12 protein-coding genes are annotated in these 13,162 nt (G+C 72.1%); 9 read left to right on the plus strand and 3 right to left on the minus strand.

Going from position 1 to position 13,162, the window contains the following annotated elements; all coding sequences use genetic code 11:
• Window positions 1-65: 65 nt before the first annotated feature.
• The 5 genes from CLT71_RS01295 to CLT71_RS01315 all read left to right on the plus strand — a co-directional run bounded on the left by CLT71_RS01295 (window position 66) and on the right by CLT71_RS01315 (window position 5,899).
• On the plus strand, window positions 66-542 hold the full coding sequence (locus CLT71_RS01295) for a formate dehydrogenase subunit gamma (RefSeq protein ID WP_199187465.1): 477 nt from the start codon (window positions 66-68) through the stop codon (window positions 540-542).
• Window positions 539-2,122, plus strand: coding sequence for a formate dehydrogenase beta subunit (locus tag CLT71_RS01300; RefSeq protein ID WP_101365470.1), 1,584 nt, complete (start codon window positions 539-541; stop codon window positions 2,120-2,122). Before CLT71_RS01295 ends, CLT71_RS01300 begins: the two co-directional genes overlap by 4 nt.
• Window positions 2,119-4,932: a formate dehydrogenase subunit alpha gene (gene fdhF, locus CLT71_RS01305; protein ID WP_101365471.1), complete on the plus strand. Its 2,814-nt coding sequence runs from the start codon at window positions 2,119-2,121 to the stop codon at window positions 4,930-4,932. Before CLT71_RS01300 ends, fdhF begins: the two co-directional genes overlap by 4 nt.
• A gap of 1 nt (window position 4,933) precedes the next feature.
• Entirely contained in the window at window positions 4,934-5,155 is a 222-nt protein-coding gene (locus CLT71_RS01310; protein WP_101365472.1) for a formate dehydrogenase subunit delta, read from the plus strand.
• A gap of 207 nt (window positions 5,156-5,362) precedes the next feature.
• Window positions 5,363-5,899 carry a hypothetical protein gene (locus CLT71_RS01315; RefSeq protein WP_101365473.1) on the plus strand — a complete coding sequence of 179 codons (537 nt, stop codon included), beginning with the start codon at window positions 5,363-5,365 and terminating at the stop codon, window positions 5,897-5,899.
• On the opposite strand, the gene CLT71_RS01320 is transcribed toward CLT71_RS01315, so the two are convergent.
• Window positions 5,804-6,637 carry a class I SAM-dependent methyltransferase gene (locus CLT71_RS01320; protein ID WP_486482973.1) on the minus strand — a complete coding sequence of 278 codons (834 nt, stop codon included), beginning with the start codon at window positions 6,635-6,637 and terminating at the stop codon, window positions 5,804-5,806. The two genes, CLT71_RS01315 and CLT71_RS01320, sit on opposite strands and share 96 nt — an antisense overlap.
• A gap of 209 nt (window positions 6,638-6,846) precedes the next feature.
• Between CLT71_RS01320 and CLT71_RS01325 the strand changes: the two genes are divergently transcribed.
• The 3 genes from CLT71_RS01325 to CLT71_RS01335 are packed head-to-tail and all read left to right on the plus strand — an operon-like array spanning window position 6,847 to window position 9,777.
• Window positions 6,847-7,698, plus strand: coding sequence for a hydroxypyruvate isomerase family protein (locus CLT71_RS01325; RefSeq protein ID WP_486482974.1), 852 nt, complete (start codon window positions 6,847-6,849; stop codon window positions 7,696-7,698).
• A gap of 1 nt (window position 7,699) precedes the next feature.
• The gene (locus tag CLT71_RS01330) at window positions 7,700-8,584 is read left to right on the plus strand and encodes a 2-hydroxy-3-oxopropionate reductase (protein WP_101365475.1); all 885 of its coding nucleotides are present in this window, start codon (window positions 7,700-7,702) and stop codon (window positions 8,582-8,584) included.
• 23 nt (window positions 8,585-8,607) lie between these two features.
• A complete protein-coding gene (locus CLT71_RS01335; protein ID WP_199187466.1) occupies window positions 8,608-9,777 on the plus strand; it encodes a glycerate kinase family protein in 1,170 nt (389 codons plus the stop codon).
• Window positions 9,778-9,783: 6 nt separating this feature from the next.
• On the opposite strand, the gene CLT71_RS01340 is transcribed toward CLT71_RS01335, so the two are convergent.
• Window positions 9,784-10,206: a VOC family protein gene (locus CLT71_RS01340; RefSeq protein ID WP_199187467.1), complete on the minus strand. Its 423-nt coding sequence runs from the start codon at window positions 10,204-10,206 to the stop codon at window positions 9,784-9,786.
• 148 nt (window positions 10,207-10,354) lie between these two features.
• The gene (locus CLT71_RS01345; RefSeq protein WP_199187468.1) at window positions 10,355-11,578 is read right to left on the minus strand and encodes a molybdopterin molybdotransferase MoeA; all 1,224 of its coding nucleotides are present in this window, start codon (window positions 11,576-11,578) and stop codon (window positions 10,355-10,357) included.
• A gap of 190 nt (window positions 11,579-11,768) precedes the next feature.
• Between CLT71_RS01345 and CLT71_RS01350 the strand changes: the two genes are divergently transcribed.
• The gene (locus CLT71_RS01350; protein WP_101365477.1) at window positions 11,769-13,142 is read left to right on the plus strand and encodes an OFA family MFS transporter; all 1,374 of its coding nucleotides are present in this window, start codon (window positions 11,769-11,771) and stop codon (window positions 13,140-13,142) included.
• Window positions 13,143-13,162: the final 20 nt, after the last annotated feature.

Raw genomic sequence — 13,162 nt, forward strand, 5'->3', positions numbered from 1 at the left:
TGCATACGGTATCCAAGGCGACGTATGGTGGAGGTCCAGTCGGCGCGAGTGGAGGTGGGATCCCCGTGGCCAGTCCGGACCCCTCGGTGGCGGATCGGGTGCGCGCGCTGGTCGCGGCGCATCGTGGCGACCGAGGTGCGCTGTTGCCGATCCTGCACCGCATCCAGGCCGAGTTCGGCTACGTCGACTCCGACGTGGTGCCGGTGCTGGCCAGTGAGCTGAACATCTCCCGCGCCGACGTGCACGGCGTGATCACGTTCTACACCGACTTCCGGGCCGAGCCCGCCGGGCGGACGGTGGTCAGGCTCTGCCGGGCCGAGGCCTGCCAGTCGGTCGGCGCCGAACAGCTCGTCGCGTACGCGGAGCGCACCCTCGGCGTCAAAGTTGGACAGACCACATCGGACGGTTCGGTCACCCTGGAGCAGGTGTTCTGCCTGGGCAACTGCGCGCTCGGCCCGGCCGGTCAGATCGACGAACGGGTGCACGGGCGGCTCACCCCCGCCCGGCTGGACGCCCTGGTGACGAAGGCGGTGGACGCATGACGGCCCCGGTGACGGTCTACGTACCCCGCGACTCGGCGGCGCTCTCGGTCGGCGCGGACCTGGTCGCCGCCGAGATCGAGCGAGTCGCCGCCGAGGCCGGCCGGCCGGTCCGGCTGGTCCGCAACGGCTCGCACGGCATGCTCTGGCTGGAACCGCTGGTCGAGGTGGTCACCGAGCGCGGCCGGATCGGGTACGGGCCGGTCGAGCCGGAGGCGGTGGCCGACCTCGTCGCCGCCGGGCTGCTCGACGGCGCCGACCACGAGTTGTGCCAGGGTGTCGTGGCCGAACTGCCCTGGCTGCGCGACCAGACCCGGCTCTGCTTCGCCCGGGTGGGCGTCACCGACCCGCTCTCGCCGGCCGACTACCTCGCGCACGGTGGCCTGGCCGGGCTGCGGCGCGCCCTGGAACTCACCCCGGCCGAGGTGGTCGCCGAGGTCACCGGCTCGGGGTTGCGCGGCCGGGGCGGTGCGGGTTTCCCGGCCGGAATCAAGTGGAAGACCGTGCTGGACACCCCAGGTGAGTTGAAGTTCGTCTGCTGCAACGCCGACGAGGGCGACAGCGGCACCTTCGCCGACCGGATGCTGATGGAGGGCGACCCGTTCACCCTTATCGAGGGGATGACAATCGCCGCCCACGCGGTCGGTGCCACCGAGGGCTACGTCTACATCCGCTCGGAATATCCGGACGCGGTCAAGACGATGCGCCAGGCCATCGTGGTGGCCCGGGAGCAGGGCTGGCTCGGCGGCGATGTCCTCGGCTCCGGGCTCCGCTTCGACCTGCACGTGCGGGTCGGCGCGGGTGCCTACATCTGCGGCGAGGAGACCGCGATGCTGGAGAGCCTGGAGGGCAAGCGCGGCATGGTCCGGGCCAAGCCGCCGATCCCGGCGATCACCGGCCTGTTCGGCAAGCCGACCGTGGTGAACAACGTGCTCACCCTGGCCTCGGTGCCGACGATCCTGGCCGACGGGGCGGCGGCGTACCAGGCGCTCGGGGTGGAGCGGTCCCGGGGCACCCAGGTCTTCCAACTCGCCGGCAACGTCGCCCGGGGCGGCATCTTCGAGACCGCCTTCGGCATGACGCTGGGCGAGCTGATCCACACCTACGGCGGCGGTACCCGCACCGGCCGGCCGGTCCGCGCGGTCCAGGTCGGCGGCCCGCTCGGGGCGTACCTGCCGGCGGACGGTCTGGAGCTGCCGATGGAGTACGAGGCGTTCGCCTCGGCCGGCGCGATGCTCGGGCACGGTGGCATCGTGGTCTTCGACGACACGGTCGACATGGCGGCGATGGCGAGGTTCGCAATGGAGTTCTGCGCCGAGGAGTCCTGCGGCAAGTGCACCCCCTGCCGGGTGGGTGCGGTCCGGGGTGTCGAGGTGATCGACAAGATCACCGCCGGCCAGGACCCGGACGGCAACCTGGCCCTGCTGGGTGATCTCTGCGAGCTGATGACCGAGGGGTCGCTCTGCGCGATGGGCGGCCTGACACCGATGCCGGTACGCAGCGCACTGCTGCACTTCCCGGACGACTTCACCGCGAGGGGTGAGCAGTCCGCCGGCCGATACGAGGAGGCCAGATCGTCATGAGCCTGTTGAAGGAACCGGATCTCGGTACCCCGGCCAGGCCCGGCCCGGCGACCGTCACCGTCGAGGTGGACGGGCATCCCGTCGCGGTCCCCGAGGGCACCTCGGTGATGCGGGCGGCGGCACTTAGCGGAATCGACATCCCGAAGCTCTGCGCCACCGACAGCCTGGAGGCGTTCGGCTCCTGCCGACTCTGCCTGGTGGAGATCGACGGCCGGCGCGGCACCCCGGCCTCCTGCACCACCCCGGTGACCGAGGGGATGCGGGTGACCACCCAGTCGCCGAAGCTGGAGAAGCTCCGCCAGGGCGTGATGGAGCTCTACATCTCCGACCACCCGCTGGACTGCCTCACCTGTTCCGCCAACGGCGACTGCGAGTTGCAGGACATGTCCGGCGTGGTGGGGCTGCGCCAGGTGCGGTACGGCTACGACGGCGCCAACCACCTCGACGAGAAGACCGACTCCAGCAACCCGTACTTCGACTTCGAGGCGTCCAAGTGCATCGCCTGCTCCCGCTGCGTACGGGCCTGTGGTGAGGTGCAGGGGACGTTCGCGTTGACCATCGAGGGGCGCGGTTTCGAATCGAAGGTGTCGCCCGGCGGCACAGACTTCATGAGTTCCGAGTGTGTCTCCTGTGGTGCCTGCGTGCAGGCCTGCCCGACCGCCACCCTCCAGGAGAAGACGGTGGTGCAGCTCGGCATGCCGACCCGCAGCGTCGTCACCACCTGCGCCTACTGCGGTGTCGGCTGCTCGTTCAAGGCGGAGTTGCGTGGTGCCGAGCTGGTCCGGATGGTGCCCTACAAGGACGGCGGGGCGAACGAGGGGCACTCCTGCGTCAAGGGGCGGTTCGCGTTCGGTTACGCCACCCACCCGGACCGGGTGCTCACCCCGATGCTCCGGGAACGCATCACCGACGACTGGCGCCCGGTCGACTGGCAGACCGCGATCTCCTACACCGCCGCCAAGCTGCTGGAGATCCAGGCCCGGCACGGGGTCGGGGCGATCGGCGGCATCACCTCCTCGCGTACCACGAACGAGGAGGTCTACGTGGTGCAGAAGATGATCCGGGCGGCGTTCGGCAACAACAACGTCGACACCTGCGCCCGGGTCTGCCACTCGCCGACCGGGTACGGCCTGAAGCAGACCTTCGGCACCTCCGCCGGTACCCAGGACTTCCGCTCGGTGGCCAGGTCCGACGTGATCATGGTGATCGGCGCGAACCCGACCGACGCGCACCCGGTCTTCGCCTCCCGGATGAAGCGCCGGATCCGCGAGGGCGCCAAGGTGATCGTGGTCGACCCGCGCCGGATCGACCTGGTCCGCTCGCCGTACGTCGAGGCGGCGCACCACCTCCAGCTCGCCCCCGGCACCAACGTGGCGGTGGTGAACGCGATGGCGCACGTGGTGCTCACCGAGGGGCTGATCGACCGGAGTTTCGTCGAGGAGCGCTGCGAGGACTTCGACGCCTGGGCCGAGTTCATCGCCCGGTCGGAGAACAGCCCGGAGGCGGTCGAGGAACTGACCGGGGTACCGGCCGAGGAGCTGCGCGCGGCGGCCCGGCTCTACGCGACCGGCGGCAACGCGGCGATCTACTACGGACTCGGCGTCACCGAGCACAGCCAGGGCTCGACCATGGTGATGGGGATGGCGAACCTGGCGATGGCGACCGGCAACATCGGCCGGGACGGTGTCGGGGTCAACCCGCTGCGCGGGCAGAACAACGTGCAGGGCTCCTGCGACATGGGGTCGTTCCCGCACGAGCTGCCCGGCTACCGGCACATCTCCGACGACGTCGTACGCGGGGTCTTCGAGAACATGTGGGGACGCGAGCTGCTGGCCGAGCCGGGGCTGCGGATCCCGAACATGTTCGACGCGGCCATCGACGGCAGCTTCCGGGCGCTCTTCGTGCAGGGCGAGGACATCGCCCAGTCCGACCCGAACACCAGGCACGTCACCGCCGCGCTGGCGGCGTTGGAGCTGCTCGTGGTGCAGGACCTGTTCATCAACGAGACGGCAAAGTTCGCCCACGTCTTCCTGCCCGGCACCTCCTTCCTGGAGAAGGACGGTACGTTCACCAACGCCGAGCGCCGGATCAACCGGGTACGCCCGGTGATGCCGCCGAAGACCGGCAAGCACGAGTGGGAGATCGTCGCCGAGATCGCCCAGGCGATGGGCTACCCGATGCGGTACGACCACCCGAGCCAGATCATGGACGAGATCGCCGCGCTCACCCCGACCTTCGCCGGGGTTTCCTTCGACAAGCTCGACAAGCTGGGCAGCGTGCAGTGGCCCTGCAACGACAACGCGCCCGAGGGCACTCCGATCATGCACATGGACGGCTTCGTCCGAGGGCGGGGCCGGTTCGTGCAGACGCCGTTCGTGCCGACCCGGGAGCGGAGCACCAGGAAGTTCCCGCTGATCCTGACCACCGGCCGGATCCTCAGCCAGTACAACGTGGGGGCGCAGACCCGGCGGACCAGCAACGTGGCGTGGCACCCGGAGGACGTACTCGAGATCCATCCGCACGACGCGGAGGTCCGGGGCATCGGCGACGGTGACGAGGTCACCCTGGCCAGCCGGGTCGGGGCCACCTCGCTGCGCGCGGTCCTCTCCGACCGGATGCCGGTCGGCGTGGTCTACACGACCTTCCACCACCCGGTCACCGGGGCCAACGTGGTCACCACGGAGAACTCCGACTGGGCGACAAACTGTCCCGAATACAAGGTGACGGCGGTGCAGGTCGGCCTGAAGAATCCGCCGGCACCTGTCGGGTCGGCCGGGGCGGAGACCCGGCTTCCGGCGATGGCGGACTGAGATGGCGACGCACACCGGGATGTCTCCGCAGGTCAGGCTCGCCAACGAGATCGCCGTGCACTTCCACCACCAGCCTCCGGAGCAGGCGGCGGCGGCGATCGCCGAGCATATCCGGCTGTTCTGGGATCCGCGGATGCGGGCCGAGTTGCTGGTCCAGGCCGAGACCGAGCCGGACGCGCTCGACCCGCTCGCCCTGGCCGCAGTCTGGCTGCTTACCGGCTGACCCCCTATCCGAGCGCCTCGTCGCGGTGCCACGCGTTTCCGGGCCGCGACGCGGACGGTCGGCGCGGCACCCGGTGGTTGGTGCGGGGGCGAGGGTGGCCCGCGCCTGCCGCGATCCCGTCCGCCCAGCTGCCTACGCCCATGGGGAGCGTCTCGCGTACGGTGGTCCGGGTCCGGGTCCGCCTTCCGGGCGGAGGGGACGCGATCGATGGACGCAGAGTTCGTCCGGGACGCGGCGATGACCGCCGTCATCCTGGGTTTCTTCGCCTCCGCCTGGTTCGGGTGGGCACAGGAGGAGCCGCCGCCTCGCTGGTCGAAGTGGCTCGGCATCGCGTCCGGGGTGTCGCTGCTGACCACGGCCGCCGGCGGCTTGCTCGCCTGGCGGCACTGGACCGACGGCACCGTCTTCGATGCTGACACCAGCAAGGCGTTCGGCGTGGTCGTGGCCATCGAGTTCGGCGTCGCCGGTCTCGGTGCCCTGGCCCTGACTCTGGCCCGGTACCGGGATCTGATCCCCGCCTGGGTCGCCTTCGTCGTCGGGGTGCACCTTTTTCCGGTGGCGGTGCTGCTGAACTATCCCCTCATCCACCTGCCGGCGGCACTGGTGACCGTGGTGGCGCTGGCCGCCGTACCGGTGGCGCGGAGCCGGTCACTGCCGGTGAGTGCCCTGACCGGCGTCGGGTCCGGTGCCGCCCTGCTGGCCAGTGCGCTGATCTCCCTGGCCGCGGTCCTGCTCTGGCCCTGACCCGGGTAGGTCGGAGCCGGATGGTCCTTCCCATTCCGCGACGTAGACCGTGTTGGTCGCCTCGCGGTCCTGTAGGTGGTTGTGGAAACGCACCACCTGCGCGACCGGCCTCGCGAAGACCTCGGCAAGGGTGCGGGTGAACTCCTCGTCCGGCGGGTCGTTCGACCAGAGCGCGAAGACGCCGCCCGGCCGCAGGTGGTCGGTGAGCCGGTGCAGGCCCTCGCGGCGGTAGAACGTCGCGTGGCTCGGGTGCAGAACCTGTCGTGGCGTGTGGTCGATGTCCAGCAGGACGGCGTCGAACCGCCGGCCCGGTGCGTCGGGATCAAATCCGGTCCCGTCTGCCATGGCGAAGAAGTCGCCGTGGACCAGCCGGGTGCGCGGCTCGGCAACCAACTCGGCGGCGTGCGGCAGCAGCTCGTCCCGGTGCCACTCGATCACCGCATCGAGCCTCTCCACCACGGTCAGCGAGCGCACCCGAGTATCGGCCAGCGCCGTGCGCGCGGTGTAACCCAGCCCGAGCCCGCCGACCACCACGTCGAGTCCGGTGCCGGAGAGCCGCGCCAGGCCGAGCCGGGCGAGTTCGATCTCGGCCACCGGGAACAGGCTGGACATGAGGAACTCATCGCCGAGTTTGACCTCGTAGACGTCGATCCGCAGAGAGGGCTCCAGTCGCCGCCGAAGACTGATGGTGCCGATGGGCGTGTCGCGCCGGTCGATCTCCTCAAAGCGCGTGCTCAACCCGGGGCCACCCCGCCATCTCGTTCGCTGGTGCCGGAATCGTATCGCCTGGCCGAGGCCCGCGCCGGCGGGGACGAGTCCGGGGATACGGCGGCCAGCTTGCCGCACGGATGACGGTTGTGCAAACGGCAACTCGTGTACACTCTTCCATACTGCATACAGAATCCTGTAGGTAATGCCAGATGTCGTCCAGCCAGCCGGGAGGGTCCGTGCCCGCACACCAGCTCCGCTACGACGTGAACTGCTCGATCCTCTTCACCGAGCTGCCGCTGCTGGAGCGGCCGGCGGCGGCGAAGGCGGCCGGATTCGACGCCGTCGAGTTCTGGTGGCCGTTTCCCGAGGCGGTGCCCCGGGCCTCCCAGGTGGAGGCGTTCCTCGCCGCGCTGCACGACGCCGACGTCCAACTCGTCGGGCTGAACTTCTTCGCCGGGGACATGCCCGGCGGCGACCGGGGAGTGGTCTCCTGGCCGGGCCGCTCCGCCGAGTTCCGGGAGAACGTCGAGCTGGTCGCGATCATCGGCGCCGCCACCGGTTGCCGGTCGTTCAACGCCCTCTACGGCAACCGGATCGCCGACCTGCACCCGACCCTCCAGGAGGAGACGGCGGTGGCCAACCTCGCCTTCGCCGCCTCCGCGGTGGCCCGGATCGGCGGCACGGTACTCGTCGAGCCGGTCAGCGGCCCCCAGCCCTACCCGCTGCGTACCGCCGCCGACGCGGTCGCGGTGCTCGACCAGTTGCTCGTCGAACGCGACATCCGCAACCTGGCGCTGCTCGCCGACCTCTACCACCTCACCGTCAACGGCGACGACGTGCCGAAGGTACTCGCCGAGCACGCCGACCGGATCGGGCACGTGCAGATCGCCGACGCACCCGGACGGCACGAGCCGGGCACCGGCGAGATCGACCTCGACGGCCACCTCGACCAGCTCGCCCGGGCCGGTTACCGAGGCTGGGTCGGCCTGGAGTACCTGCCCAGCGGGCCGAGCGCGGAGAGCTTCGAGTGGCTGCCCCGGCATCACCGGGGTGGCGGTGCCGACCAGATCGACGAAGGGGAGCGCTGAGATGGCAAGCATCGGATTCATCGGCCTCGGCATCATGGGCGGCCCGATGGCGGCCAACCTGGTCAAGGCCGGTCACGACGTCGTCGGCCACGACGTCAGCCCGGCCCGCAACACCGCGCTGGAACAGGCCGGTGGCAAGGTCGCCGCCGGCATCGGTGAGCTGGTGCGCCAGGTCGACGTGGTGATCACCATGGTCCGCGACTCCGCCGATGTCGAGGCGGTCACCCTCGGCGAGGACGGCGTGCTGGCCAACGCCCGACCCGGGCAGCTCTACGTCGACATGAGCAGCATCTCGCCGGGCACCTCCCGGCAGGTCGCCGAGGCCGCCCGGACCCGCTCGGTGCGGGCGCTGGACGCTCCGGTCAGCGGCGGCGAGGTGGGCGCGATCGAGGGCAGCCTCTCCATCATGGTCGGTGGCGAGCCGGTGGACTTCGCCGCCGCGCTGCCGATCCTGGAGGTGCTGGGCGGCACCGTCGTGCACGTCGGCCCGGCCGGCGCCGGCCAGACCGTGAAGGCGGCCAACCAGCTCATCGTGGCCGGCACCATCGAGCTGGTCGCCGAGGCGATCGTCTTCCTCGAGGCGTACCAGGTGGACACCGAGGCGGCGGTCCGGGTGCTGGCCGGCGGCCTGGCCGGCAACCGGATCCTGGACCGCAAGGCGGCCGGGATGCTGGCCCGGCAGTTCCAGCCCGGCTTCCGGATCGACCTGCACCACAAGGACATGGGCATAGTCACCTCGGCGGCCCGGGAGGCGGGGGTGGTGATCCCGCTCGGTGCGGCGGTCGCCCAGCTCATCGCCGCGCTCAAGGCACAGGGCGACGGCGGCCTCGACCACAGTGCGCTGCTCAAACTGGTCGAGCAGCTCTCCGGGCGCGCCTCCGGCTAGCACCGGCCAGGCCGATGGGGCACGTGCTGCTGGCACCTGACAAGTTCAAGGGCTCCCTGACCGCCGCCGAGGTCGTCCGGCACCTGACCGTCGGGCTGCGCCGGGCCGCACCCGGCATCGAGGTACGCGGCTTCCCGGTCGCCGACGGCGGCGACGGCACCCTCGACGCGGCGGTCTCGGCCGGCTTCCGCCGGATCCCGGTCTCCGTCGCCGGCCCGACCGGCGCCGTGCTGCAAACCGCCTTCGGGTACGCCGACGGCGTCGCCGTGGTCGAGCTGGCCGACGCCTGTGGGCTGCGCCGGCTGCCGGCCGGGGTACCCGATCCGCTGCACGCGAGCAGCCGAGGCGCCGGTGAGGTGATCCGGGCTGCGCTGGAGTACGGCTGCTCGGAGGTGGTGCTCGGGCTCGGCGGCAGCGCCAGTACCGACGGCGGGGCGGGGCTGGTCGGCGCGCTCGGGGTACGCCTGCTCGACGAGCGGGGCGCGGAGCTGCCACCTGGTGGTGCGGCCCTGCGCCACCTGCACCGGGTCGACCTGACCGGGTTGCATCCGGCGGTCCGGCGTACCCGCTTCGTGGTGGCCGCAGACGTGGACAACCCGCTGCTCGGCCCGTCCGGCGCCGCCGCCGTGTACGCCCCGCAGAAGGGTGCCACCGCCGATGACGTCGAGGTGTTGGCGGCGGCGCTGACCCGCTGGGCCGACCTGGCCGAGCGGGCGATCGGGGAGGCCGACCCGACTCGGTCCGGTGGGCCGGCGGGGCGGGTGAGCGGCTGGCCCGGTGCCGGTGCGGCCGGCGGGGTCGGGTTCGCCGCGCTCGGCTTCCTCGGTGCGCGGTTCCGGCCCGGCATCGCACTCCTGCTCGACCTGCTGGGCTTTCCCGAGGCGGTGGCCGGCGCCGACCTGGTGGTCACCGGTGAGGGGTCGCTTGACGCCCAAAGCCTGCGTGGCAAGGCGCCGGTCGGGGTGGCCGGTGCGGCCGCCCGGGCCGGTGTGCCCACCGTGGCCGTCGCCGGTCAGCTCGGTGTCGGCCCGGAGCAGTTGCGGGACGCCGGCATCCGGGCGGCCTATCCGCTCACCGCTGTCGAACCGGATCCGGCGGCCTGCTTGCACCGCGCCGCCGAACTGGTCGAGAAGGTCGCGGAGCTGCTGGCCGCCGACTGGCTGGACCCGTCCGGGCCGGCCCGGCGGCGCTGAGCCGGGTCACTCCGGGGTGGCTGGCTGCCCGCTGGTGGGTGCCGGTGGCCGCAGCACGCAGAACTCGTTGCCGTCGGGGTCGGCGAGCACGTGCCAGACCCAGCCGTCCTCCTCGACGGGACGTTCCGTCAGGCAGCGGGCGCCGAGCGCGAGCAGCCTGGCCACCTCTGCCTCCAGGTCGGGGACCCGCAGGTCCAGATGCATCCGGTTCTTGTCCCGCTTGGGCTCCGGAACCCGCTGCAAGAGCAGCTCCACGCCGTCGCCGTTCGCCGGCAGCAGCCGCCGGTAACGGCCGGGTGTGAGAGGTGCGGCGACGTATCCGAGTGCGCCGCACCAGAACGTCGCCGCACGAGCCAGGTCGGCACAGTCCAGCACCACCGCCAGGACCACGTCGGCGCGGCCACCGAAGCGGGCGGGCCGGGCAGTCATCGCGACAGGCTATCCGACGCCCCGCCCGGCAGCCGAGCCTCGTCAGCGACTCGACCAACCGCCCGCCGCTGGGCCGGGACCCTGAAACAGACGGCCGGGGCGCCTCGACGAGCCGCCGGCAGCGGTGATCTTCTCCTTGGCCGACGCGTCAGGAGGTAGCCGGTGCGGACCCGGTGGCGGCGACGACCGGACGGCACGTGACAGGTGCCGGCGGCGAGGTCGGTGCGCTCTCCGCAGTGGGCAGCGGAAGCAGTTCGACCTCGGTACCGGCCCAGCGCGGCGGGACGACCGCGAGCGCGTCCGCCCCGGCGGCCCCCCAGAGCGAGCCGGGACGGTCGTGCCCGACCGGCAGCGCCGCCGACCCGACCCGGGCCACCGGCACCAGCCTGGTGTCCCGGTCGTGTGGTGCCACCGGCCCGGCCAGCGTCGCGGTCAGGGGTGCCGGTTCGGTACGCCCGGCCAGTCGGCCGAGCAACGGGGAGAGCAGGGTCAGCGCGGCGACCAGGGCCGCGAAGGGATTGCCGGGCAGCCCGACCACGAACCGGCCGTCCGGCAGGCTGGCCAGGAGTTGCGGATGTCCCGGTCGGCAGGCGACGCCGCGTACCGGGACCTCGGCGGCGAGCGTGTCCAGGGCCCGGCGCAGGTGGTCGGCGGCGCCGGCCGAGGTGGCTCCGCAGACCACCAGCACGTCGGCGTCGGAGCGCAGCAACGCGGCGACCAGCGCGGAGGCGTCGTCGGCGATCCGGGTGGACCAGGCCAGCTCGGCTCCGGCTGCCCGGACCAGCCCCGGCAGCATCGGCCCGATCGCGTCCCGGACCTGCCCGGCGGTCGGGATTCCGGCGGTACGCAGCTCGGCTCCGGTGACCACCATGCCGACCCGGGGCTGCCGGTGCACGGTAAGCGTGTCGTGCCCGAGACTTGCGGCCAGCCCGAGCACGACCGGGTTGACGACGGTACCGGCGGGCAGCACCTGTTGACCGACCGGACAGTCCTCGCCCCGGCGGCGTACGTGCCGGCCGGGCTCGATCTCGCCGTGCACCGTCCGGCCCGTCCGGGTGGCCCGCTCGTACGGCAGCACCGCGTCGGTGCCGCGCGGGACCAGGGCACCGGTGCCGATCTCGACGGCGTCTCCGGCGGCCAGCGGGGTCGGCATGCCCGGATCTCCGGCGAGTACCCGCCCGGTGAGCCGCCACGGGCCGGCTCCGGCCACCGCGTACCCGTCCATTGCGGCGCAGTCGTAGCCGGGCAGTGGGGAGAGGGCGACGAGCGGCACCGCCAGGGCGGCTCCGACAGACTCGGGGAGCGGCCGTTGCTCGGCGCAGAGGGGTCGGGCGGCGCCCCGGGCGTACCGCCGGGCCTCGGGCCAGGCCACCGGGCTCATCGTCCGGCGTCCGGCCGTGAACACCGCCGCGCGGACCGGGTCGGTCGGTCAGCCGCCTCGGGATCGTCAAGCGCGCTCATGCCGTCTCCTCGTCCGCGGGATCGACCTGGACAGTTCCACGTCCGTGGTAGAGAATAGTGCACTCAACATACAGTATACAGTGGCCAGTTGGAGGCACCAGATGACGGACTCCAGCAACGACACGGCGGTGCGCGAGGTCAGCGACCTCTACGGCCGCCGTTACCGGGTCGGCGAGACCGACCGCGCCCTGCTGGGCCGGTCCCGGGCGTGGATGCTGCTGCTGCCCTGGGCCGCGATGCTGGCGATCAGCCTGTTCCAGTACGGCTACGGCGCAGCCCTGCCCACCCTGGTCGAGGCGAACGGCTGGAGCCTGTGGCAGGCGTTCGCCGTACTCGCGGTCTGGGTGGCCTGCCAGGCGGCCAGCTCACCGCTGGCCGGCTGGTGGTACCAACGGCTGGGCGGCCGGCTGGCCGTGCCGATGCTGGTCGGCGCCGCCTGCTGCCTCGGCGCACTGCTCACCCTGGCGCACCGCAGCGACCTCGGCACCGTGCTGCTCGGCTACTCCGTGCTCGGCGGTGCCGGCGCCGGACTCGTCTACATGACCTGCATCGCCTGCGTCACCGAGTGGTTCCCGGAGCGGGTCGCCGGCCGGGTGGCGGTGGTCGGTGCGGCCTTCGGCTACGGCTCCATCCCGTTCGTCGTGCTCGCCGGCTACGGCCTGGAGACCGGCAACCGGGGCACTGTGCTGACCGGCACCGCCGTCGCCGTCTCCGTGGTGGTGGCCGGCTGCGGCGTGCTGATGCGCAAGCCGCCCCGCAACTGGTGGCCGGCGCACATCGACCCGCAGCGCTGGGCTGTCGACCGGCGGCTCAACCGCAGCATCCCGCACAACCGTCCCGCCGCCCGCCCCTACCCGCCCCGCGCGGCGGTACGCAGCGGCATGCTGCCGTTGATGTTCGTGGTGGTGGTACTCACCGCGACGATGGCGCTGTTCGACATCGCGTATCTGGCCGGTGCCGCGTACACCCAGGGGTTGCCGGTGTTGACCCTGGTGGCCGGGATCGGCGCGCTGGCCGCGTCGAACGGGATCGGGCGGGCGGTGACCAGCTCGCTCTCCGCCCGGATCGGCCGACGCGGCACCCTGGGCCTCTCCCTGCTGGTTGGCGGGATCGCCCAGTTCGGCCTGCTCGCCGCGGCGGCCAACGACAACCACCCGGCCGCCGTGGTGGGCTTCGCCACGCTGGCCGGCGCGGGTACCGGAGCCGGCTACTCGCTGCTGGTCAGCCTGGTGCGGGACTGGTTCGGCGACGCCGCCACGGTGCCGAACTACGGCATCGTCTACACCGGCAAGGCGGTCGGCGGGCTGCTCGGAATCGTGCTCGCCGGGCTGGTGGTGACCACTCCGGACTCGGTACTGCCGTTCCTGGTGGCCGGTTCGCTGGGGCTGTTCGGCGCGGCGCTCACCCGCTGGATGCGCCAGCCCGGACTGGCGATGGTCCGGCTGCCGTCACCGCTTCGCGCCGACCAGCTCTAGTTCCGACGAAAGTCCGGTCG

This window comes from Plantactinospora sp. CNZ320, from assembly GCF_002846275.1.

Excerpts from the sequence above, each read along its gene's own strand:
- CLT71_RS01300 (WP_101365470.1), top strand. The coding sequence starts at position 539 with ATGACGGCCCCGGTGACGGTCTACGTACCCCGCGACTCGGCGGCGCTC.
- fdhF (WP_101365471.1), top strand. The coding sequence starts at position 2,119 with ATGAGCCTGTTGAAGGAACCGGATCTCGGTACCCCGGCCAGGCCCGGC.
- CLT71_RS01310 (WP_101365472.1), top strand. The coding sequence starts at position 4,934 with ATGGCGACGCACACCGGGATGTCTCCGCAGGTCAGGCTCGCCAACGAG.
- CLT71_RS01315 (WP_101365473.1), top strand. The coding sequence starts at position 5,363 with ATGGACGCAGAGTTCGTCCGGGACGCGGCGATGACCGCCGTCATCCTG.
- CLT71_RS01330 (WP_101365475.1), top strand. The coding sequence starts at position 7,700 with ATGGCAAGCATCGGATTCATCGGCCTCGGCATCATGGGCGGCCCGATG.
- CLT71_RS01340 (WP_199187467.1), bottom strand. The coding sequence starts at position 10,206 with ATGACTGCCCGGCCCGCCCGCTTCGGTGGCCGCGCCGACGTGGTCCTG.
- CLT71_RS01350 (WP_101365477.1), top strand. The coding sequence starts at position 11,769 with ATGACGGACTCCAGCAACGACACGGCGGTGCGCGAGGTCAGCGACCTC.